At 63.8% G+C, this 21,124-nt stretch carries 16 protein-coding genes; 9 read left to right on the top strand and 7 right to left on the bottom strand.

Features of this window, described 5'->3' with window-relative positions; genetic code table 11:
* Nucleotides 1-69 precede the first annotated feature (69 nt).
* Nucleotides 70-4,251, bottom strand: coding sequence for a translocation/assembly module TamB domain-containing protein (locus ABD050_RS23155; protein ID WP_425542505.1), 4,182 nt, complete (start codon nt 4,249-4,251; stop codon nt 70-72).
* Nucleotides 4,248-6,239: a BamA/TamA family outer membrane protein gene (locus ABD050_RS23150; protein WP_343891887.1), complete on the bottom strand. Its 1,992-nt coding sequence runs from the start codon at nt 6,237-6,239 to the stop codon at nt 4,248-4,250. Before ABD050_RS23150 ends, ABD050_RS23155 begins: the two co-directional genes overlap by 4 nt.
* Before the next feature lie 957 nt (nt 6,240-7,196).
* On the opposite strand from ABD050_RS23150, the gene ABD050_RS23145 reads away from it, so the two are divergent.
* The 3 genes from ABD050_RS23145 to ABD050_RS23135 all read left to right on the top strand — a co-directional run bounded on the left by ABD050_RS23145 (nt 7,197) and on the right by ABD050_RS23135 (nt 12,355).
* Nucleotides 7,197-7,415 carry a hypothetical protein gene (locus tag ABD050_RS23145; RefSeq protein ID WP_343891886.1) on the top strand — a complete coding sequence of 73 codons (219 nt, stop codon included), beginning with the start codon at nt 7,197-7,199 and terminating at the stop codon, nt 7,413-7,415.
* A 138-nt stretch (nt 7,416-7,553) separates the two neighbouring features.
* Nucleotides 7,554-11,864, top strand: a complete 4,311-nt coding sequence (locus ABD050_RS23140; RefSeq protein ID WP_343891885.1) for an RHS repeat domain-containing protein — start codon at nt 7,554-7,556, stop codon at nt 11,862-11,864.
* Nucleotides 11,865-12,025: 161 nt separating this feature from the next.
* Nucleotides 12,026-12,355 (top strand): hypothetical protein, encoded by a 330-nt coding sequence (locus ABD050_RS23135; RefSeq protein WP_343891884.1) that lies wholly within the window; start codon nt 12,026-12,028, stop codon nt 12,353-12,355.
* Between the two features lie 1,365 nt (nt 12,356-13,720).
* Here ABD050_RS23135 and ABD050_RS23130 read toward each other — a convergent pair.
* Complete coding sequence (locus ABD050_RS23130; protein WP_343891883.1) at nt 13,721-13,933, bottom strand: hypothetical protein; 213 nt, start codon at nt 13,931-13,933, stop codon at nt 13,721-13,723.
* Nucleotides 13,934-14,096: 163 nt separating this feature from the next.
* Here ABD050_RS23130 and ABD050_RS23125 point away from each other — a divergent pair, with 163 nt between their 5' ends.
* A complete protein-coding gene (locus ABD050_RS23125) occupies nt 14,097-14,276 on the top strand; it encodes a hypothetical protein (RefSeq protein WP_343891882.1) in 180 nt (59 codons plus the stop codon).
* 59 nt (nt 14,277-14,335) lie between these two features.
* Here the strand turns inward: ABD050_RS23125 and ABD050_RS23120 are convergent, their stop codons facing one another.
* On the bottom strand, nt 14,336-14,971 hold the full coding sequence (locus ABD050_RS23120; protein ID WP_343891881.1) for a S24 family peptidase: 636 nt from the start codon (nt 14,969-14,971) through the stop codon (nt 14,336-14,338).
* 92 nt (nt 14,972-15,063) lie between these two features.
* Here ABD050_RS23120 and ABD050_RS23115 point away from each other — a divergent pair, with 92 nt between their 5' ends.
* A complete protein-coding gene (locus tag ABD050_RS23115) occupies nt 15,064-15,258 on the top strand; it encodes a hypothetical protein (protein WP_343891880.1) in 195 nt (64 codons plus the stop codon).
* Entirely contained in the window at nt 15,255-15,566 is a 312-nt protein-coding gene (locus tag ABD050_RS23110) for a hypothetical protein (RefSeq protein ID WP_343891879.1), read from the top strand. Before ABD050_RS23115 ends, ABD050_RS23110 begins: the two co-directional genes overlap by 4 nt.
* Before the next feature lie 3 nt (nt 15,567-15,569).
* Here the strand turns inward: ABD050_RS23110 and ABD050_RS23105 are convergent, their stop codons facing one another.
* Nucleotides 15,570-16,598: a hypothetical protein gene (locus ABD050_RS23105; RefSeq protein ID WP_343891878.1), complete on the bottom strand. Its 1,029-nt coding sequence runs from the start codon at nt 16,596-16,598 to the stop codon at nt 15,570-15,572.
* A complete protein-coding gene (locus ABD050_RS23100; RefSeq protein ID WP_343891877.1) occupies nt 16,568-17,809 on the bottom strand; it encodes a TIGR04063 family PEP-CTERM/XrtA system glycosyltransferase in 1,242 nt (413 codons plus the stop codon). Before ABD050_RS23100 ends, ABD050_RS23105 begins: the two co-directional genes overlap by 31 nt.
* A gap of 94 nt (nt 17,810-17,903) precedes the next feature.
* Here ABD050_RS23100 and ABD050_RS23095 point away from each other — a divergent pair, with 94 nt between their 5' ends.
* From ABD050_RS23095 to ABD050_RS23085, 3 genes are read left to right on the top strand one after another with little or no spacing between them, the layout of a single operon-like run.
* On the top strand, nt 17,904-18,044 hold the full coding sequence (locus ABD050_RS23095; protein WP_343891876.1) for a hypothetical protein: 141 nt from the start codon (nt 17,904-17,906) through the stop codon (nt 18,042-18,044).
* The gene (locus tag ABD050_RS23090; protein ID WP_343891875.1) at nt 18,037-19,404 is read left to right on the top strand and encodes a putative O-glycosylation ligase, exosortase A system-associated; all 1,368 of its coding nucleotides are present in this window, start codon (nt 18,037-18,039) and stop codon (nt 19,402-19,404) included. Before ABD050_RS23095 ends, ABD050_RS23090 begins: the two co-directional genes overlap by 8 nt.
* Nucleotides 19,401-20,528, top strand: coding sequence for an acyltransferase family protein (locus ABD050_RS23085; RefSeq protein ID WP_343891874.1), 1,128 nt, complete (start codon nt 19,401-19,403; stop codon nt 20,526-20,528). Before ABD050_RS23090 ends, ABD050_RS23085 begins: the two co-directional genes overlap by 4 nt.
* Here ABD050_RS23085 and ABD050_RS23080 read toward each other — a convergent pair.
* Nucleotides 20,479-21,030, bottom strand: coding sequence for a type 1 glutamine amidotransferase domain-containing protein (locus tag ABD050_RS23080; protein ID WP_343891873.1), 552 nt, complete (start codon nt 21,028-21,030; stop codon nt 20,479-20,481). The two genes, ABD050_RS23085 and ABD050_RS23080, sit on opposite strands and share 50 nt — an antisense overlap.
* Between the last annotated feature and the right edge of the window lie 94 nt (nt 21,031-21,124).

Here is a 21,124-nt window from a genome sequence, read left to right as displayed (position 1 = left end):
GAGACGGCTGCTTCATTCACGGCCCGTCGCAAGATCTCGATCAGCCGCCGCCGTGCGAGATGCGCCGCCTCAATAATCCTTCGATACCTTGACGTTCGCGCTTTGCCGCCCGAGCGTCGAGATGGTCGACAGGATCGAGAGCCAACGCGTCACCTGGAACTCGACCTGCGTCGCCGAATAGCCCTGACCGTCAGTGATGATCTCGGCGAAGAGCCGCCTCGTGATGTATTTGCCCGCCGCGACCGCGGTGCCGGCACCGGTCTGGGCATCGGGGGGGAGCACGCGCAACCGGTCCAGCCCGGCGACGCGGCGGATCGCGTTGATGGGGTCGAGACCCCCCTTTCCGTTCTGCAGCGCAGCCACCGCAGAGGCGAGTTGCAAGGCTTCGGGCGCCGAGAGATTGGTGATCGAGGTGCCGAACAACAGCCGCGAAAGCAGTTCGTCCTGGGGCAGCGCCGGTACGCTGGAGAAGGTGATCTCAGGCTTGAGCGCCGGGCCGGTGACCCGGATCGTCGCGTTGAGCCCGGTTGAATCGGCGTTGGCGGCGATATCCAATGACGGGTTGGCCGGTACATCGCCCGAGAACAGGATGATGCCGCGTTCGAGCTGGAATTCGCGGCCGGCGAATTCATAATTGCCCTTGATCAGATCGGCGCGGCCCGCAATCGCCGGGTTGTCGGGCGAGCCGGCGATCTGGAGGTTGGCCGACCATTCGCTGCGCAGGCCCAGGCCGCTGACGATCAGCTGATTGGGCGCGCGTGCCTTGACCGCCAGCCGCCAGGGCTTGCGCGGCGCCTGCTCTTCCTCGCCGCCGCCGGGCAGATTGATCTCGCGGATGTTGAGCTGCGGCACTGCGCTCGCCGCCGTTGCCCGGCCCAGCCGATATCGGCTCTTGTTGAGCAGCAGGTCGCCCGAGATCACCCCGCCCGACCCGTCCGACTTGATCGTCAGCGGACCCGTTACCGTCGCGCCGATATCGTCGCGGTTGATCATCACCGCATTCTGCGCCTGGACGCTGAGATCGATACCGAAGCCGTTGGCCGCGGCGAGATCGAACGATCCCGTTGCGGTGACGGTCCCGCCCTTGCCGGCATCGGCAGTGAGCTTGTCGACCACCAGCCGCGATCCGCCGAACCGACCGGTCGCCTGGACATTGGTCAGCACCGTGCCGGTGATGCCGCTTTCGAGCCTGGCGCCCTTGGCGACGACCACGCCCCTGATCTGCGGATCCGAGACCTTGCCGCCGAGATCGGCGCCGATTGCGACCGGACCACTGAGATCGAACATCTCGAGGCCGGTCAGCCGCCACAACGTGTCGGCTGGTCCGTCGTAGCGGAGCTGGCCGAACAATGCTGCGCTCCGGATCTGGGTGGCCAGGTCGCCTGACCCGTTCAGCGTCAGCAATGCCTGGGCGCGGCCGACCGTCTTGCCGCCGGAAGCTGCGACCGCACGCATCGCCGCCTTGCCGGGCTGGAGAATGCCGGCAACACCGACATCGACCGGCTGCGAGGAGAGCACCAGCCCCGAACGGGTGAGGCCGCGCACAGTCATATCGATCCGCCCGGTCGGCGCGCCCGCGCCGTGCGCATAGGAGAGCTTGCCCGACGCAGTCCCGCCAAGGCCGAGGCCTGGATAGCCGATATCGAGCACTGACAATGGCATCCGCGCGAGCGTCGCGTCGATCGCGCTCGATGTGCCGGTGAAGCGGCCCGAGATGCGGGCGCTACCGCCCGAGAAGCTGAGCTCGGTGGGCGCGAGGCGCCAGCCATCCCTGTCGCGGGTGAACACCGCAGGGGTGACGAGCTGCAGCGGGCGGCGATCGAGCGTGCCCTGGGCCGAGACGGTATAGCTGTCGGGCGTCACCCTGGTCACCGTCTGGATATCGAAGGCGCGGCCGCGCGAGCCGGCGATCGACGCGCGGATCTCGCCCGTGCCGCCGCGCAGCGACACGTGACTCGCGAACCTGCCAAGCGACAGCGTGCCGCGCCGCAGCCCGGTGCCGGTCGCGGTCGCCTCGACCGAGGTTCCCGCCGGATCGAGCAGGACGACCGCATCGAGATGACCGCGCCTGAGCGTCATCGCATCGGCAAGATGGGCATTGTCGGCGTCGATATGGGCCTCGATCCGCTGAACCGATCCGACCGGACTGAACAGCAGCGACCCCGACAGCCCGCCGCCCGCGAGATCCAGCCTGCCGTCGAACCCGCCGGGCACGACGTGCAGCGCGCCTTTCGCCTTCGTCCCGCTGACGTCGATCTCGGCGATCGCGATCGTCGCGTCGCTGCCCTTGGGCAGCTCGATCTCGCCATTGGCGCTGAACGGCCCGAGCATCGAGCCGCCATGCGCGGTGAAGGCGAAGCCGGCCGCGTTCGGATCCAGATGCAGGGCGACCTTGGTGAGGTCGAGCGTGGCATTGGGCCGCTCGAACACCAGGTCGAGCGTCGGCTTGTCGATCTTGCCGTCGAGCTTCAGGGTCAGTGGGCCATAGGTCGCCTGCTGGCCGCGCCCGTCGAAATGGAAGGTGCCGTCGCGGCGGCGGAAGCCGTTGCCCACGATCCGGATCGAGGGCGCGGTCAGCACGAGGTTGTTCAGGTGAAGCACGCCGTCGGGCGTCCGCTCGAGCCCGGTGACGATGCGCGGCAGGCCACCCGCCAGCGACCGGAAGAAGGCATTGTCGAGCCGCACCATCTGCGCGGTGCCGGTGCCGACCACGCGGCTGCCATGCCCGCCGGGGCCGGGCACGACCTTGAGCGTCGAGGTGACGTCGACAATCCCGAGCCCGGGAATGAGATAGCGCCCGAGCGCGCCGTTGATCCCGACCTCGTACTGGCCGGTCCTGAGATCGAGCATCAGGTTGATGCGGCCGGTCAGCTTGTCCGACTTCACCCGGAGATCGTCGCCGGTGACCAGCTTGCTGGTGACCCGCAACAGCCCCTCGACGCTCAGATTGCGCAGGATGCCGCCCGCGACATCGCCAACGCCGGTCACGCGCGCCGCGGTGAGGCGGATCGGCAGGAGCACCGGCGCCGGCGACAAATGCCCTGCCCCCGCGGCGCGCACGACCTCGAAACCGGTCTGATCGAAGGCGAAGCGATCGGCGGCGAGGCGGTAATCGAAATGGGCGGTGGCGAAGGGGCCGTCGAGGATGGTGCGCAGCTCGATGGCGTGGCCGGTCATGTTGGGGAAGAGCGCGGGCGGCTGGAGCAAGCGGGCCTGGATGCGCAGGTTGCGGAAGCTGCCCTGGCCGAGATCGACGGCACCGACGGTGTCGATTGCGAGCGCCGCCGACCGCAGCGCCAGCGTGCCGTCGAGGCGGCGATCAGCGAGCGTGCCCGCGCCGCGCACCTGGATCCGCGGGCTCGTCAACCGCGCCAGCTTGCCGGTTACGAGCGGCGCCGGATCGAGCGTGCCGGTCAACGCATAGCGGCCCGAATGATTGGTCAGCGCGAGATCGACCAGCGCGACGCTGCCGACCCGGACATGGCCGCTGCCCTTCCACGCACGCCATTTTCCATCGCCCGCCACGTCGACGGCGATCGGTCGGGTCGCGCCGGAAAGCTTGGCCAGTACGCCGTTGGCGGCGCCGCGGGCGTGGATATCGATGTCGAAGCGGTCGCGATCGGGCTCGGCGTCGAGCTTGAGGGTCAGCCGGTCGCTGCCTTCGACCAGCGCGTTGAGGTTGACCAGCGCCCGGCCGGCATGGACATCGGCCTGCGCGCGCAACCGGCCGGTGCGCTGCACGCCGGTGATCGCCGGCGCCACCGTCAGCCGATCGACCCGGAGCGTGCCGATGCGAATGTCGAAGCTGGGCAGGATCGGCCCCGCCTTGCCGGTGCGGATCGTCGCCGGCAATTTGACCAGGGTCGCGCGCGGGATGAGCAGGCTCCTGATCTCGAGCCGGTTGTCGAGCCAGGCGAACGGCCGCCAGTCAAGCGTCGCGCTCGGCACCGTGAGCACGAGGCCCTTGGGATCCGAGACGCGCACGTCAGTGAGGATCGCCGTCGAATAGAGCGACCCGTCAATCCGCCCGACCGTGAAGCGCAGGCCATTGGCCGGCCTGAGCGCGCCGATCCGGTTCGCGACCCAGCGATGGCCGATGCTGGTGTCGAGCACGCCGAGCGCCACCACCGCCAGCGCGACAAGGCCGAGCAGCCCGCCAGCCAGGCGCCGAAGCCAGAGGCGGCGCGACCGCACCGGCGCGGCGGGGGCGGGGGCAGCGGCTGCGGCGGGAGGCGCTTCGTCCTCGCTCAAAACGCCTGCCCCAGCGATACATAGACGACGACGCGCGGATCGCCCTTTTGCGGGTTGATCGGCGTCCCGACATCGAGGCGAATCGGCCCGAAGCTCGAATAATAGCGCACGCCGAGGCCCGTTCCGTAATGGAGATCCTTAAACTTCGGCAGCTGCAAGGTGTAGATGTTGCCGGCATCGAGGAAGGGCACCAGGCCGAAATTGCCGAACGCCTTCACCCGCGCCTCGAGCGAGAATTCAGTGAGGCTGCGCCCGCCGACGGGGACGTTATTGGGGTCGCGCGGCCCGATATCCTGATAGCCATAGCCGCGCACCGAGGCGCCGCCGCCGGCATAGAAACGCCGCGACGGCGCGATCGCCTCGCGCGGGGCGCCGGCGATCGTGCCCAGCCGGACCCGCCCGGCGAGCACCACCCGGCCGCCGACCTTGCGATAGGTGCTCGCATCCGCCTGGATCCTGGCATAGCCGAACGCCTTGCCCTCGAGCGAGACTTCGGGCGAGAGCCGTCCGCTCAGCCTGAAGCCCCGGGTCGGGTCGAGCAGGTCGTCCGACCCGTCATAGCTGAGGGTGGTCGGCAGCGCGCCGATGAAATAGGTTTGCCGCCGCGGCGCGCCGGTCGAGAGGATCACGTCGCGTTCGTCGCTCGCGGTCAGCTCGGCGCCGAGCGACCAGGTCCATTTCTTCTGGAAGAAAATGTTGGTCTGTTTCTCCAGGCTGCCGGTGAGCGAGAAGGTCCGTGCCTGATAGGCAGTGTGCGTCAGGTTGGAGGCAGTGACGCCGAGGTTGAGCGCCTGGTCGCGTGTGTGGAAGTTGTTGCGGCGGAAGATCACGCTGGCGAGCTGCTCCTGAGTGCCGAGCACGCCGCGCAAGGTAAGCGCGCCTTCAGGAGGGAACATGTTGCGGTTGGTCCAGCTCACCTCGGCCCGCGCCCCCTCGCCGGTGCCGTAGCCGATCTCGCCGGAGATGGTGTGCTTGGGCGCCGGCTCGAGCGACACCGCGATATCGACCACATCGGGATCGGCGCCCGGCACCGGCTTCACATCGACCGAGGAGACCAGTCCGGTCTGGATCAGCGCACGGCGCAGATCGACCAGCGAGGAGGAATCATAGACATCGCCCTTGGAGAAGCGAGCGATCTCGCGGATATGCTTTGCGTTGAACACCTTGTTGTTCGCCGGCGTGGTGATCACCCCGAACCTCTTCTCGCCGCCGGGCGCGACCGTCATCGCGAGCGTCGCTGTATGAGTGGCGTGATCAACGACGATCTCGGGCTCGCTCACCTTCGCGAAGGGAAAGCCCTTCTCGCCGATCGTTGCCCGCAGATCAGCCTCGCCCTTGACGATGGTATCGGCATTGACCGGATCGTCGGCCTTCACCCCGAAGCTGCCCCGCAACAGATCGGCCTTGCCGTCAGCCGCGGCGAGGCCGTCGAGCGTGACGGTGTCGAATTTGTAGAGCGTGCCGGGCGTCGCCTCGAGCACGACCAGCGGGCGACCGCCGCCGGGCTCGACCCGGGAGGTGACGCTGGCATCATAATAGCCCTCGCCCTTGAGCAGGCTGGCGAGCAGCGCGCTGTCCTCGCGCGCGCGCCGATCGAGCTGGGCCGCGTTGGCGGGCTGGCCGTCATTGGCATTGAGCGTCGACAATTGACTGAAGCGCTGATGGAGCAGCGGGCTGCCCACGCCATCGAGGCCGTCGACGCGGTAGGTATAGCGGGAGTCGCCGCTGATCCCGGTCGGGGCGTTGGGATCGGCGGGCTCGGGCGGCAGGGCGCTGAGATCGGGCCAGTCGACGCCGAGGCCGGGCAGCGGCGCGAGCGGGGACTGCGGATCGAGACCGCCGGACTGAGGCATGGCGGGTGGCGGCGTGGCGGTTTGCGGAGCGCTCGCCGCTTGGCTCTCCTGCGCAAGCGCACAGGGGGCGATACAGACGAAAAGACCCGCGGCGGCACACAGAAGCGCGCCACGCCGCGCCAACAAAAGCGACATGCCCTGTCCTAGCGGGTCAAATCCGGAAGTGACAGAGGGTTAGCGCGGTGGCGGCGATCAGGCGAACGGCTGGAGCGATTGGGTGGTCCGTGCCGTTCGAACGCCGGTTCGCCGGGAATGGGCGGAGCCGGCTCCTGCGAACGCCGGCGGAACCGGTCTCTTCTGTCATGACCAGCCTGTCGAGGTGTCGCCAGGATTGCTGGACGCATATCGCAATCGCGGCTGATGATCGCGAATTCCCGCTGTTCTTTGCTGTTCTTCGGAAAAAAAACTTTTCTGCCGCTGTTATGTTGGAATTTTCGAAGGAGCTTTCTATTTATTATCAATAGTATACCGGGAATCTCGCTGTTATCGAATAACAGCGGAGAACAGCGAGGGAACAGCGGGGATTAACAGCGGGACAGCGCGCCATAACAGCGGCGAACAGCGGCATAACAGCGGGACGTGTCGCCGGCGCAGCGGCGAGGCGTCGTTCAAGGATGGCGGTCATGTCAAAGAGCGGGGCGGAACGGGCAGTGTCCAGTCCGAACCGTGGCCTTCCACAATTTTCGGCGGTGGTTGAATCGCCTCAAATGTCGCACTTCAAATCTGACACCGCCCAGCCCTTTCCGACCTGACAAAAAGTATAATGCCGCCAGATTCCCCAACCATGCAATGTCGAATCGACGTACCCCTCGCCAAGGCAATTGCATCCAGATCGGTTGCTTTCCCCGTTTCAGGCTTGCGGGGCGTTTGCCTCTGGAATCTACTGCGCATCACGATGATCGAGTCGAACGGCGGCGCTCGTTTCGATTTTCGCCCGCTCGAGAATATATCGTGATTTGAGCTAATTGCGGCGCGCGACCGGGAGACCGGGAGACCGGGAGACCGGGAGACCGGCTGCGAACGGTCGCACCGGCATGTCTATGTCTTACGTTCGCACGGGCGGGAAATCGGCCGGCAGGAGGGGTGTAATATATGAAACGGCAAAGAGCGATCGAGCTCATCGTCATCGGCGCGCTGATCGCCGCGGTGGGCATTGCGAGCGCCTCCGAGACGATCACTTATACCTATGACGCCAAAGGGCGGCTTGTGCTCGTGCAACACGCGGGCAGCGTGAACAACAATGTCGTGGCGAACTATACGTTCGATCGCGCCGATAACCGCGTGCATCTGAACGTTACCGGGGCGCCCTGACGGCGCACCGGCGGCCATCACGTTTCATCGACGATGACTGGATGATTTCCGCCGGGAGACCGGCGCTCCGCAAGCGGCGTCACCTCGGCTGGTCGGAATCACCTGACATCAAAAAGCATATTTGGAGGGGACGAAATCGTGCAATCATCACGCCAGAGAGAAAACCGTCGCGCATTGGCCCGCCGGGCAGGATTGTTTCTTTCCACGGCGCTGATTACCGTGCAGGCCTCTTCCGCCTTCGGGCAATCCACCGTCCCTCTGCCGCCCAGCTATAGCCAGATTGACGAAAATGGTGTCGACATTTCCCTCGGCACCTTCAATTACAGCTCAAGCGTTTTAAGCATCGGCCCGGCTGGAGCGGGTGGCCTCTCTTACGGCCCGCAGACGCTGGACGGACAATGGGCTGCCGATAATTTTTTCGGTCTCGCCTTGCCTACCGGAAGCGGCGGCATCAGCGTGTCGTTCGGCGGCTCGACCGAATATTTCAATCCGTCGGGTTCGACATGGGTATCGGCGCAAGGTTCCGGGGCGACCCTAACCTTCAACGGCACTTATTATGTCTACACCAAATCGGGCGGCACGGTCATCACCTACGACGTCCGGACGGCGGTCAATTCGGCCCCGGTATGGACGAGAGCTTCGCCGATCTCGGTAAAATATCCGGACGGGACAATTCTCAGATTGTTCTACAAGGTTATCACCGCGCCTGCCAATACACCGAACGGCAATTGGAACATGGTGGTAGTTTCCCGGCTTCAGTCGGTAACGAGCAATCATGGTTACATGATAAAATATGGCTATTCACATCCAACAGCAACCTATCTTTCCTCAGTTACGGCCATCAACACAGCTGTCGATTATTGCGATCCGACCGCCGACAGCTGCACCGGACTGACTCAATCCTGGCCTTCTGTTTCAACAACGACGCCCTATTTCCTCGCCAATGCCTATCCCGCCATCACCAGCCTTACGGACCCGTTGGGACACACGACCCACTTCACCCTGTCGGGCAATTACGTGACCGCGATCCAGCGTCCGGGTGCGGCGACGCCGGATGTCAGTATAGGATATGATGCCAGCAATCATGTATCATCGATTACCCGGGAAGGCGTGACATACACTTATAACTACGTCGTTAGCGGGGGCGTCGCGACGATGACGCGAACCGATCCGGCGGGCAAGACCCGGATCGCGATCACGACCCTGTCTGTAGGGCGACCTTCCTCGGTGCAGGACGAGTTCGGTCACATTACGTCGTACACCTATGACACGTCAGGACGATTGACCTACGTCACCGCGCCGGAAGGAAACCAGGTCAAAACCACCTATGGCGCTCGCGGCAATGTGACGGAGACGCGCGCCATCTCGAAAACACCGGGAACGCCCCCGGACATCGTGACTTCCGCAAGCTACGACACGACCTGCACCAATATCGTAAAATGCAACCTTCCGAACGCCACCTTCGACGCTAACAACAATGAAACCGACTATAGCTATGACCCGTCGACCGGCATGATCACCTCCGTGCTCGCCCCCGCGCCCGTCGCGCTGGGGGTGCGCCCGGAGACCCGCTACGGTTACACAGCACTTCAGGCCTATTTCAAGAACAGCGCCGGCTCGATCGTGGCGTCAGGAGAGCCGATCGCGATGCCGACCTCCGTTTCGAGCTGCCAGACCGGAGCAAGCTGTGCCGCCACCAGCAACGAAGTGAAGACGACCATTGCCTATGGACCGCAGACCGCGGGCACGGCCAACAACCTGCTTCCGGTCTCGAGCACGACGGGCGCCGGCGACGGTTCCCTGACGGCGTCTTCGACGGTGACCTATGACATGATTGGCAATGTGCTGACGGTCGATGGTCCGCTGGCAGGGGCAGCCGACACGACCCGGATCAGATATGATGCGGCACGCGAGGTGGTCGGCGCGGTCGGTCCCGACCCCGATGGCAGCGGCGCGCTCAAGAACCGCGCAGCCAGGATCACCCGTAACGTTGACGGCCAGGTGACTCTTTCGGAGATCGGCACGGTGAACAGCCAGTCGGATCCCGACTGGGCGGGTTTCGCGTCGCTGCAGCAGGCGGCGAGCAGCTACGACGCGAACGCGCGCAAGACCCGGGATACGGTGAGCGCGGGCGGCACGACCTATGCTCAGACCGACTATAGCTATGACGCACTGGGCCGATCGGACTGCGTTGCGGTTCGGATGAACCCGGCCGCATTCGGCTCGGCGCCTGGGGCTTGTTCGCTCGGGACATCGGCCAGCTTCGGCAATGACCGGATCACGCGGATGAACTATGACTTTGCCGGTCGGGTAACTGGCACGACCACAGCGCTCGGCACGCCGGCCGCAGCCACGAATTCGACCTCCTATTCGATCAACGGCCTGGTGGCGACGGCCACGGACGGCGAGCTGAACACGACGACGAATGAATATGACGGCTTAGATCGCCTCGTGAAGACGCGCTACCCTTCGAGCACCGCCGGCTCGGGGACGAGCTCAACGACCGACTATGAACAATTCAGCTATGATCCGAACGGCAATATGCTCAGCCGGCGCCTACGGGACGGCACTTCGATCGTCATGACCTATGACCATCTCAACCGGACCAGTTTGAAGACCCTGCCGGGCAGCGAGCCTGCCGTGGCATATAGCTACGATAATCTCGGCCATATAACCTCAGCTTACACGAGTGGAAATGCCGTGGCGACGAGCTATGACGCGCTGGGTCGCGCCACGTCGCAGACCACGCCGCTCGGGACGGTCGCGATGGGCTATGATCTTGCCGGACGTCGCACGACAACCGTCTGGCCCGATAGCTTCTATGTGAATTACGACCATTTGGTCACCGGCGAGGTAAGCGCCATTCGCGAGAATGGCGCAACCTCGGGTGTCGGCGTGCTGGCTAGCTACAGCTATGACAATCTCGGCAGGCGCACCAGTATCGCGCGGGGCAACGGAACCGCAACGAGCTACGGCTTTGACACTGTTTCGCGCCTGACCTCGCTGGCGCAGGACCTGTTCGGCACGGCGAACGATCTGACGCTTGGCTTCGGCTATAATCCGGCGGGCCAGATCATGAGTGCCACGCGCTCGAACGACAGCTATGCCTGGCTGGCGACCACAGCCGGAAATACCAACAGGGCCTATGCCCTCAACGGACTTAACCAGATGACCACCGTCGGCGGGGGCGCGTTGAGTTATGACGCGCGCGGCAATCTTACGAATACCGGTACCAACACCTACACCTATAGCTCGGAGAACCTGCTCCGGACCGGGCCATCGAGCACGACGCTCGTCTATGATCCCTTGAAGCGCCTCTATGAGGCGTCGGGCACGACCAGTGAATTCTATGCTTATGACGGCAGCCAGCGCGTCGGCGAATATAGCAGCGCAGGCACCTTGTTGCGCCGCTATGTGTTCGGCCCGGACGGCGAGGCGCCGCTGGTCTGGTACGAGGGCGCTGGGACAACCGACCGGCGCTGGCTGCATACGGACGAGCGTGGTTCGGTCATTGCCGTGACCGATGCGGGCGGTGCGTTGCTCGGTATCAACAGCTATGACGAATATGGGGTGCCGGGGAGCGGGAATATCGGCAAGTTCCAATATACCGGCCAGGCATATCTTCCGACGCTTGGGCTCTACTACTACAAGGCCCGGATCTATTCCTCGCGGATCGGCCGGTTCCTGCAGACCGATCCGATCGGTTATAGTGACGGGATGAACTGGTACAATTATGTCGGGAGCGACCCGGTCAATGCGGCCGACCCGAGCGGGACGGATGGGGTCTGTACTTCCGGGACAGGGACCTTCTCATCATGCATGAGTTACTGGCCCGGACAGAATTACACACCTCCTCAAGCAGGCGGAATCCCAGGAAATGATCCATATTTCGAAAACTATATTTCATCCGGTTATAATGCGGCGGGAGTGCTAAACTATATCCCCGGACATTTCGAAAATACTGACGGACTTCCTTCCCACATGGAAGATGCTGATATCGTGCCCAGTTTAACTTGGGTACCAAGTGTGTATTTCTCTTGGCAAAACTCGGGTTCAAGCCAAACGGAGACCTCGAATTTCTCTGGGAATTTTTCTCTAGTCCTTGGCGAGAGCGGACTGGTAGGCTCCATTGTTGACTCAGCTTCGAAGCTTTCGACAGTCGGAACCAATTTAAAAACTTACGCTAGCGGATGGCGTGGCAACGGAGTTATCAAAACCGCAAGTGTAGGTCGTGTCGCATTTAGATTTGGAGCTGGATTGGCGGTCGCTGGATTTCTTAATGATCTTGCGAGCTATGAATCTGGGAATTTGAGTGGTGAAAAACTAGGACTCAATACGGTAATGGGAGTCATTGGTGTTTTAGGTGGACCGATCGGAGCGGCGGCATCGACAACGTATTTCTTGGTAGATGCGGCAGCCGGCTCCCCAGATCCATTTCTGAACAAATAAATTTCAGATTGTACGATTTACACAGAAATACTATGTTGCATCCAAAGAGCATATTCATGAATAGAAAGAAGAATCTAAATCAACTCCACCTCATTCTCAGCGTATATCCCTTTATGTACCTTATATTTTACAGAATTAATAAAGGGGCGTGGCCGGATTCTATGGACGCCGACAATACTAAAGCGATTGCCGTTGTATCAATGATATCTCTTTTTACGACTTTTGTCGCTATTAATTGTATTTTCAGGGAACTGACGTACACCTGGAGTCCAAATTTCCTAGAATTGTCAGTTATTTGCCTTTCTGAGGCGGCAGTCAATCAGTTTCTCCTGATAGGACGAGGGATTGGAACAAGATTTGAAAGAAAATTTGACCGCCTTAGCTATAGAGATAAAGCCTTTATTATATTCTATGCAACAATATACATAATAGTTTTATTTCTTACTTTTGCCCTAACAACGCCAATTCACGCGCCTATTGTTCCTCATTAGAGGCGTGAAAGGGAAGCTGTGGCAGGAACAAATGGCTCTAATCCAGCGCCGCAAAGGCATCCTATTGTAGCAGCTTCGCATATAAGGCTGGCGGCTTCATCGACAGCCTTGGCGGCTATGGCAAAACGGCTGGTACGGTCGGTGTGGTGGCAGGTGGGGTCGTTGGCGCGGCAACAGCCATAAGGGGTGTTGGTATTGGCGCTGGAGGTGCAATAGCAGGGGCTGGAGCTAGCGTATATTTCTGGGGCGCGGCGGTGTCCAGCGCGGGCCAAGGCATTAAATGGATGGCTTCTGGAGGCAGTAATTACAATAGCGGCCAATTCGCCGGAAGTCTTTTCGAGGTGCCAACCCTGAGTCGGGTGGGCGCCATTGGCAGAGTAGTATTGTGAAATACATATGATAAACTATCCGAAGGCGCCTTCGGAAAAGATCCTTGCGGAGGATAACGTGAATACATATAAGATGATTGATCAATATATGTTAAAAATATGGTTTGCTATTATGCTTCTCGTAGGCATTGTATCTCCATTTTTTGTGAAGCATGCATATACTTTGATTGTTTCTCCAATTTGTGTGATATTAGCGGCGGCATTTATTTATCAAACGTTCCGGCGAAAATGATGTTTGCCGCAAAAGGAGGACCCGAATCCGACGCCAAAACCATCTCTTTTGAAGAGAGTCGTCTGCAGTAACCCTGCCAACGCTCTAGCCTCTACAACGGCCGGCATCCTAACTGCCCCAACCGTTGCAAGGTATTCTCGTATGATTCGGGGCTCGATCGCGGTCAGCCGAGCTGTCGAGGGTGCAGAAATTAGTGGTGAGGTGGGTGCATTCGGTGGACCAGTGGGTGTTGGTATTGGGCTGCTGGTGGGCGTAGGAACCTCTCTTGCGATCACATATGCGCAGGAAGCCTACTGTGGCGAGTAAGCGACTCGTAGCAGGCCTGGCCTATATCTTGACTATGTTAGTAGGAGTGACGGCCTTTGTAATTGCGAGCCGCATTGTAACGACCTTCGCTCCCGGATTTGGGTCGGGACCGGCTCGCGCCGCCAGCACCATCAATAGATCGATCATCGTGCCCTCCAGTCGGTTGATCTTGATTCCGGTCGTCTGAATGACAATCCACATTCAACGTCAGCCGTTATCGCGAACCGCGATTCGGCACATGCGAACTCGATCAATGACATTGCTGCGGCGACGCGCGCACGTCCCGCTAGTTTCTTCAGCTCTATGTGAATGCAGCTGAGCCTAGAGAAGCGTTTGCCGGCACCCTTGGGCAAATCCTGCTTGATCGTATTGAAATCGCCATCGAAGCTGAGGAGGACGCGAAGACAGCGCGCGGCCCCGTCCCGCGCTCACGCCTCCTCAGTGCACCGTGCCGATCGCGTTTTCCACCGAGAGCAGAACGATCAGCCGCTCGATCTGCCGCCAGCGGCAGAAATGGAGATAATTGCCGACATCACGGCTCTCGTCGGCGCGGGCGGCGGCTTCCATGCCGGCGTCGTCGCCGAACAGGGCGATCAGCGTCGTCGCGTCGGCGACCTGGGCGCGATCGGCGAGATAGGGCATGTAGGACATTGGAATTCCTCGGATCATGGGACCCGTGGCTTCAAGGGGCGTGCCAGAGCGGCGGAATCGCGGCGGGCGGCGGGAGGCAATGGTAAACGCCGCTCCGGCCGCCGCTCCACCGATCCCGTCGCGGGACGCTGGCGTCCTGCGGCGGGACATGGCAGAGCGGGGGATGGCCAGCAAACCCCCGCCCCGCACCCCTTTAGCCGGCGGCGCGCCGATCGCGATCGGCGCGATGGGGGGCGCCGTGATCGGCGCGTCCCAGGGCCAGGTGACGGCGGGCTTCCTGATCGGGTTCGCCGCCGGCGCGGCGATCGCAATCCTGATCTGGCTGGTCGATCGCAGGCGTTGACAGGACAGGCCCGGCTGAGCCGCTGAAGTTCAGGCCCCGGCTTCCGTTCCGTCTTCACCTCATTTCAGCGAGCGCGACAGCCACACCACCCGCCCCACCACATCAACGCCATCCGTCCGCCGCGGCAGCATGACCGGGAAATCGGGATTGTCGCTGGTGATCTTCAGCCCGTCGCCGGTACGCGCCACGCGCTTCACCATCAGCGCGCCGTCGATGCGGATGACGAAGATCCCCGCCCGCGCCATTACCTGCCGGTCGCTCTCGTCGACCAGCATCAGATCCCCGTCCTCGATGGTCGGCGCCATTGAATCGCCCCTGGCGCGAAGCGCCGCGCTCCGCCCGGCATCGACGCCGAGCGAGACGAGCAGGCGCGGATCGAAATATTCGCTGCCCAGCGCGCGATCATCCTCGGCAAGGGCGCCGGGCCCGGCCGAGGCGGCGATGTCGAGCCGGCGGATCCGTGCGCCGGCAGGTTCCGCCGTGCCGGGCGGCCCGCCAAGCACTGCCTCGTCCACCCTGAAATAGCCGGCGAGCAAGCGGCGATCGCGTTCGGCCAGGAGCCGCGGCGTGCCCCGCTTCACATATTGCTGAAGATAGGCCGCATTGCGCCTGAGCATGCGCGACAAGGCGGCATAGCTCTCGCCGCTCGCCACGACGAGGGCGTCAAGCGCCGCCCGGGGATCACCTGTCTCCATATCGGTTCCAATAGCCGTAGGATTTTTCCTAGACAAGTTGGAAATTGTGGAACAGATCAGGAACACAACCCGAGACTCGGAGAGGCTGTGATATGTCGGTGCTGCGGAAGATCGAACGCTATCTCAAGGAAACCGCGATGCCGCCCACCCGGTTCGGCCGCCTTGCCGTCAGGGACCCGCGGCTGGTGGGCGATCTGAGGAACGGCCGCGAGCCCGGCCGGCGGGTGGTTGCGCGGATCGAGGCGTTTCTGGCTGAGTGCGCCGAGCAGGGGAGCGTTTCGGAATGAGCCGCGGTCCGGATGCCGGCACCGCCCTGGTGCGTGCGATCGAGGCCGATGCCGGGCGGGCGCGGTGCGCGGTGCGGCTGGTTTCCTCCGACTGGACTCGCTGGGCGAGCGCGACCTTTAGCGGCGCGCGCCATCAACTGAGCCTGGAGGCTACCGAAGGCGACGCGCTCGATGGCTGGCTGGCGGGGCTGCCCGAGGCCGACCTGCCGATCCGCGGCCATCTCGTCGCCGATATCGTCGTGATGTCGGTGCGGCGGGCCGGGGGCAGCGCGACGATCGGGCTGGAAGCCCTGACCGTCGAGGAATGAGCGTCAGGCTCTTTGGGCGAGGCGGCGCAAGGCGACCAGCGTGTCTTCGAGCGTTTCCTCGCGCCGCGGCGGTGGCGGCGGCGGGAGCGCCGTCTCGCGCCGTCCGACGCCGCGCTCGAGCCGATCGAGCAGGGCGTGGATGGTTGCCGAAGGATCGAGCTCGACACGCGCCGACGCACGCGACCGGGGCGATTCGGACACCGGCGATGCCGGGGTGGTCGCCGCGGGCGCCATCGGTGAGGGAGGCGGCGACGCGGGAGATGGTGACAGGGGCGCCGACGAAGCGGGCGCTGGCGACGCGGGCTCTGACGAAACGGGCACTGGCGACAGGGGCGCCGGGAATGGGGTCGGCGGCGACAGCGGCGATGGGGCCGAGCGGCGCATTGGCGTCAGGTCGAAGGTCTCGAAACGCTCGCTCGGATCGAACACCTGCCGGCGCGGCGTGCGGAGCAGCGGCGCCGGCTTCCGGAACCAGTCGAGCGGCTCCTCGGGGATTGCCTGCGGATCGAATGCGGCGAGCGGCGTGTCGAGATCGGCGGGGAGATCGCGCTCCTCGGTCACGGGCTCGAACCGGGCGTCCTCGGCCTCGCGCAGATCGGCGACGATATGGATCGGACGATTGGCGCGGACGTCGAGAAAAGGGGTGCCCAACTCGCGATTGGCGAACAGAGGGCGCCGGGCAGGCGCATCGGGATGGGCATCGGCGCGGCGCAGCACCGGCGCCCTCCCCTCGTCGGACGCGCCCGAGCGCTGAATGACGATCGCGCGCGCGCCGATCATGAGGAACAGGGCGAACCAGGCGATCAGCGCCGTGCCGCCGCCGCCCACCATGATCAGCACCGCGCGCGCCGTGTCGCCAAGCGGCGGCTCGGCGGCCGGCAGCACCGCGGCGATACCGCTGTCGATCACGAAATCCTCGAGCCTGTCGACCGGCATCAGCGCGAAGACCAGCGCGGTCAGCCCGCCGATCAGCGCAGCGACAAGCGGCGCGATCGGGAGATTCAGGCGTTGGCGGCGGGAGACGAAGACCATGGCTCCTCGAATGGCACGCTCTTGGTTAGTTTTTGGTAAACAGGATCGTAACGACCGACATTGATCGACCAGTTGCGCTCGGCCTCGACAAAGGCGCGGGCGCGGGTCCGGCGTGGCTCCCAGATGTCGCGATCAGCGAGCAGGCCGGCAAGGCTGCGGGCCATTGCCTTGGGGTCGCCGGGCGGGAAGAGCGTGCCGGTATCGCCGTGGCGGATCAGCTCGCGGTGGCCGCCGACATCCGAGGCGGCGACGAGGCGGCGCTGCGCCATTGCCTCGAGCGGCTTGAGCGGCGTGACGAGATCAGTCAGTCGCATCCGCTTGCGGGGATAAGCGAGGACGTCGATCAGGCTGTAATAGCGCTCGACCTCGTCGTGCGGCACGCGGCCGACGAAGCGGATATGGTCGGCGACCGGGGAGGCGGCCGCCTGCGCCTGGAGCGCGGCCTCGGCCGGGCCGCCGCCGACCAGCACGAGATGCGCTGTCGGCCGTGACGCGACCAGCATCGGCATCGCCGCGATCAGATCGTCGAGCCCTTCATAATCGTAGAAGCTGCCGATGAAGCCGATCACCTCGGCTCCTTCGAGATCGAGCGCGCGGGCAAGGGGGCGGTCGAACGGCAGTGGCGTGCCGAACATGTCGAGATCGACCCCATTGGGCGAGACGAAGATCTTGGCCTGGTCGATGCCGCGCATCACCAGATCACGGCGCAGGCCCTCGCAGATCACCGCCACCGCATCGGCCTTCTTCACTGCCCAGGTCTCGAGCGCGCGAGTCGCACGGTAGCGGCGCGAACCCTCGCGCCCGGTGCCGTTGCCGACCGCTGCATCCTCCCAGAAGGCACGGATCTCATAGACCAGGGGCAGCTTGCGCCTGCGCGCGACGCGCAGGGCGGCGATCGCATCGAGCACCGGCGAATGGGCGTGGAGAATATCGGGCTGGAACTCGTCGACCACCGTGGCGATCCGCCTGGCGAAGGCGCCGATCTCGCGCAGTTCGCCGAACGGGCTGATCATCCGGCGGGGCGCGGTGGTGCGGTAGAAATCGATTCCGTCGACCGTTTCCTGCCGTGCGTCGCAGGCGCCGTGGCGGGGGCCGGTGACCGCCGCGACCTCCCAGCCGCGCCGCATCTGGCTCTTGAGGATCGCCCGGGTGCGAAAGGTATAGCCGCTTTGCAGCGGCAATCCGTGGTCCAGGATATGGAGGATGCGCATCGCCGGCTCCTTGCCATGCCAGTGCTTAACGGAGCCTCAACCCCGCAGCGCGTATCTGCTCCCCTCCCCGTTCAGGACAGCAAAGGCGAAGGGCATGATCGACAATTTCGCGCTCGCCGTCAGCCACGGGCTGATGCTGCTGGCGATATGGATCCTGCTCCGCCGACCCGATCTCGACCAGGAACCCGGCCCGCGCGACCCCGTGCCGAAGAGCGGAGAGACGCCGGGTGCGTGATCTCGTCTTCATTGCCTTTCTCGGCGCCTTCTTCCTGGGCGGCTTTCGCAAGCCGTTCCTGTTCGTGCTCGTCTATGTCTATATCGATATCGTCAGCCCGCAGCGGCTGACCTATTATCTGCTCAATTCAGTGCCGATCTCGATGATCGCGGTCGGGCTGTGCGTCGCGGCCTGGGCATTGGTCGACAACAAGCGCGACACCAGGGTGGCGCCGCGCCAGCTGCTGATCCTGCTCCTCCTGCTCTATTGCTGGCTGACCACGCGCACCGCCGACTTCCCGGTCGAGGCGCTCGATAAATGGGGCTGGGTCTGGAAGGCGCTCGCCTTCGCCGCCTTCCTGCCGCTGACGCTGCGCACCCGGTTGCGCATCGAATCGCTGCTGCTGATCATGATCCTCTCCGCCTCGTCGATCATCATCGTGGGTGGGATCAAGACGATCGCGAGCGGCGGCGGGGGATACGGATCGCTCAACCTGATGGTCGACAATAATTCAGGGCTCTATGAGGGCAGCACGATCTCGACCGTCGCGATCGCGATCATCCCGCTGATCCTGTGGTTCACCAGATACGGCACCATCTTTCCGCCCGACTGGAAGGTGAAGGGCTTCTGCTATGCCCTGGTCTTTTCCTGCCTGCTGATCCCGGTCGGCACCTCGACCCGCACCGGCCTGCTCTGCATCGGCCTGGTCGCGGTGCTGATGCTGCGCGATACCAAGCGGAAATTCCTCTATCTCGGCCTGCTCGGCGCGATCGGGCTCGCCGCGGTGCCGTTGCTGCCTTCGGCCTTCACTGACCGGATGAGCACGATCAAGACCTACAAGGCGGACGAATCCGCCTCGACCCGGCTCGCCGTGTGGAAATGGACCTGGGAATACGCAAAGGACCATCCGTTCGGCGGCGGCTTCGAAATGTACCGCCAGAACCAGATCCGCTACGATACCGAGAAGGTCGAGGGCACCGCCGGCAATGCGACGGTCGAGAAGACGCTGACGATCGACAAGGCGCGGGCCTTTCACAGCGCCTATTTCGAGATGCTCGGCGAACAGGGCTGGCCCGGGCTGATCCTGTGGCTCGCGATCAACCTGATCGGCATCGTGCGGATGGAGGTGATCCGCCAGCGCTACCGCAAGGCGCCGCCCGACCAGGCCTGGATCAGCCCGCTCGCCGGCGCGCTGCAAGCGGCGCATATCGTCTATCTGCTCGGCGCCGCCTTCATCGCGATCGCCTTCCAGCCGTTCATCTACATGCTGATCGGCGCCCAGATCGGTCTCGACACCTATCTCGCGCGCAAGCGCAGCGAGGCGGCGTGGCGACCGATCAAGCGGGCACGGCAACCCGCGGCTGAACAGGCGATATCGTGAGGAAGGGAGGCGAGCTTCGCGCGCTGACCAGCGTGCGCGGGATCGCAGCGTGGTTCGTCGTCCTCTATCATATCCGCCTGTCGGTGGCCGGGCTGCCGGCGCAGTGGGTCGCGATCTTCGCCAGGGGCTATCTCGCGGTCGACTTCTTCTTCCTGCTTTCGGGCTTCGTCATCTGGCTGACCTGGGGCGAGCGGCTCCGCGCCGGGGGCTGGGCGGCGGTGCCGCATTTCCTCCAGAAGCGGCTCGCACGGATCTGGCCGCTGCACCTGTTCATGCTCGCCGGCGCCGTGGCGCTTGCGGTGCTGCTCGCCGCGACCGGCCGGCAGGATCCCTATCATTATCCCTTTGCCGAACTGCCGCTGCATGCACTGCTGCTCCAGAACTGGGGCTTTACCGATCATCTCGCCTGGAACGACCCGAGCTGGTCGATCAGCACCGAGTTCGGCGCCTATCTCCTCTTTCCGCTGCTCTGCTTCGCGATCGACTGGCGCAGGGTTCCGACAGCGGCGATCCTCGCCGCGGTCACCGCCTTGTTCCTCCTGCTCCACGCAGTGATGGCGGGGCATGGGGCAGCGACGCTCGGCGCCCACATCGCCCGGTTCGGGCTGCTGCGCTGCCTGATCGAGTTCGCCGCCGGCACCGCGATCTGCGCGCTGTGGTCGCGCTGGCGCGACGCCCCCGCCCTGCCCGCTTCTCTCGGCGGACTGGCGGGCGCTGCGTTGTTCGCCTGCTGGTTCGGCGGCGCCCTGCCCGAGACGGTCGCGATCCCGCCAGCCTTTGCCGCCCTTCTGCTCGCGCTGGCGCTCACCTCGGACAGGCGCCGCAACCCGCTCGAGATCGCGCCGCTGCATTATCTCGGCGAGATCAGCTATGCGACCTATCTCGGCCATTTCCTGCTGTTCGTCGTCTTCAAGCTCGCCTTTGTCGACGACGCCCACGCCATTCCGCCCATCCTGATCGGGCTGTTCCTGGCGATGGTGCTCGCCAGCTCGGTGGCGCTCTATCATATGGTTGAGCGCCCGGCCCAGGCCTGGGTGAACGCGTTGCGGCTTCCCGGCGGCCGGGAAGCCGGCCTCAGGCCTCCGCCATCTCCTCCGCCAGGGCCTCGATCAACGCCTTGTTGAAGGCGGGGATATCGTCCGGCTTGCGGCTGGTGATGAACTGCCCGTCGCGCACCACCTCCTCGTCGACGACGATCGCGCCGGCATTGGCGAGATCGGTCCGCACCGATGGCCAGCTCGTCATCTTCACCCCGTCGACGACGTCTGCCTCGATCAGCAGCCAGGGTGCATGGCAGATGGCGGCGACATATTTGCCGTCTTCGACGAACTCCTCGACGATCTCGACCGAACGATCGTTCATCCTGAGCGTATCGGGATTGGCGACGCCGCCGGGCAGCAGCAGGGCGGTATAATCCTCGGTGTCGACTGCGTCGACGACCAGCTCAGGCGTGATCATTTCGCCCTTCTGATCATGCTTCATGCCCTGGATCGGATCCGTCCCGAGCGAGGCGAGCGTGACCCGCACCCCGGCGTCGAGCAGCGCCTGGCGCGGCTTGAACAGTTCGTCCTGCTCGAACCCGTTGGTCGCGAGGATCAGGACATGCGCGTTGGAAAGATCGGCCATGACAAAGCTCCTGTGACCTGAGCAGCTTCCAACCCCTGCCATCGAACGCCGTTCCGGAACGAAGCGACAGGCCGCGCATTTTTAGGGCCCAGAC

The organism is Sphingomonas oligophenolica (assembly GCF_039522915.1).
GTDB classification, from domain to species: domain Bacteria; phylum Pseudomonadota; class Alphaproteobacteria; order Sphingomonadales; family Sphingomonadaceae; genus Sphingomonas; species Sphingomonas oligophenolica.
The sequence above is the reverse complement of the archived record's forward strand: the minus strand, read 5'-3'. Positions and strand labels throughout refer to the sequence as shown.

Bases quoted from the DNA above. Each gene is read 5' to 3' on its own strand.
- ABD050_RS23110 (WP_343891879.1), top strand. From the start codon at position 15,255: ATGAGCCGCGGTCCGGATGCCGGCACCGCCCTGGTGCGTGCGATCGAG.
- ABD050_RS23120 (WP_343891881.1), bottom strand. From the start codon at position 14,971: ATGGAGACAGGTGATCCCCGGGCGGCGCTTGACGCCCTCGTCGTGGCG.
- ABD050_RS23130 (WP_343891883.1), bottom strand. From the start codon at position 13,933: ATGTCCTACATGCCCTATCTCGCCGATCGCGCCCAGGTCGCCGACGCG.
- ABD050_RS23095 (WP_343891876.1), top strand. From the start codon at position 17,904: ATGATCGACAATTTCGCGCTCGCCGTCAGCCACGGGCTGATGCTGCTG.
- ABD050_RS23105 (WP_343891878.1), bottom strand. From the start codon at position 16,598: ATGGTCTTCGTCTCCCGCCGCCAACGCCTGAATCTCCCGATCGCGCCG.
- ABD050_RS23135 (WP_343891884.1), top strand. From the start codon at position 12,026: ATGGACGCCGACAATACTAAAGCGATTGCCGTTGTATCAATGATATCT.
- ABD050_RS23100 (WP_343891877.1), bottom strand. From the start codon at position 17,809: ATGCGCATCCTCCATATCCTGGACCACGGATTGCCGCTGCAAAGCGGC.
- ABD050_RS23125 (WP_343891882.1), top strand. From the start codon at position 14,097: ATGGCCAGCAAACCCCCGCCCCGCACCCCTTTAGCCGGCGGCGCGCCG.
- ABD050_RS23145 (WP_343891886.1), top strand. From the start codon at position 7,197: ATGAAACGGCAAAGAGCGATCGAGCTCATCGTCATCGGCGCGCTGATC.
- ABD050_RS23080 (WP_343891873.1), bottom strand. From the start codon at position 21,030: ATGGCCGATCTTTCCAACGCGCATGTCCTGATCCTCGCGACCAACGGG.
- ABD050_RS23115 (WP_343891880.1), top strand. From the start codon at position 15,064: ATGTCGGTGCTGCGGAAGATCGAACGCTATCTCAAGGAAACCGCGATG.
- ABD050_RS23150 (WP_343891887.1), bottom strand. From the start codon at position 6,239: ATGTCGCTTTTGTTGGCGCGGCGTGGCGCGCTTCTGTGTGCCGCCGCG.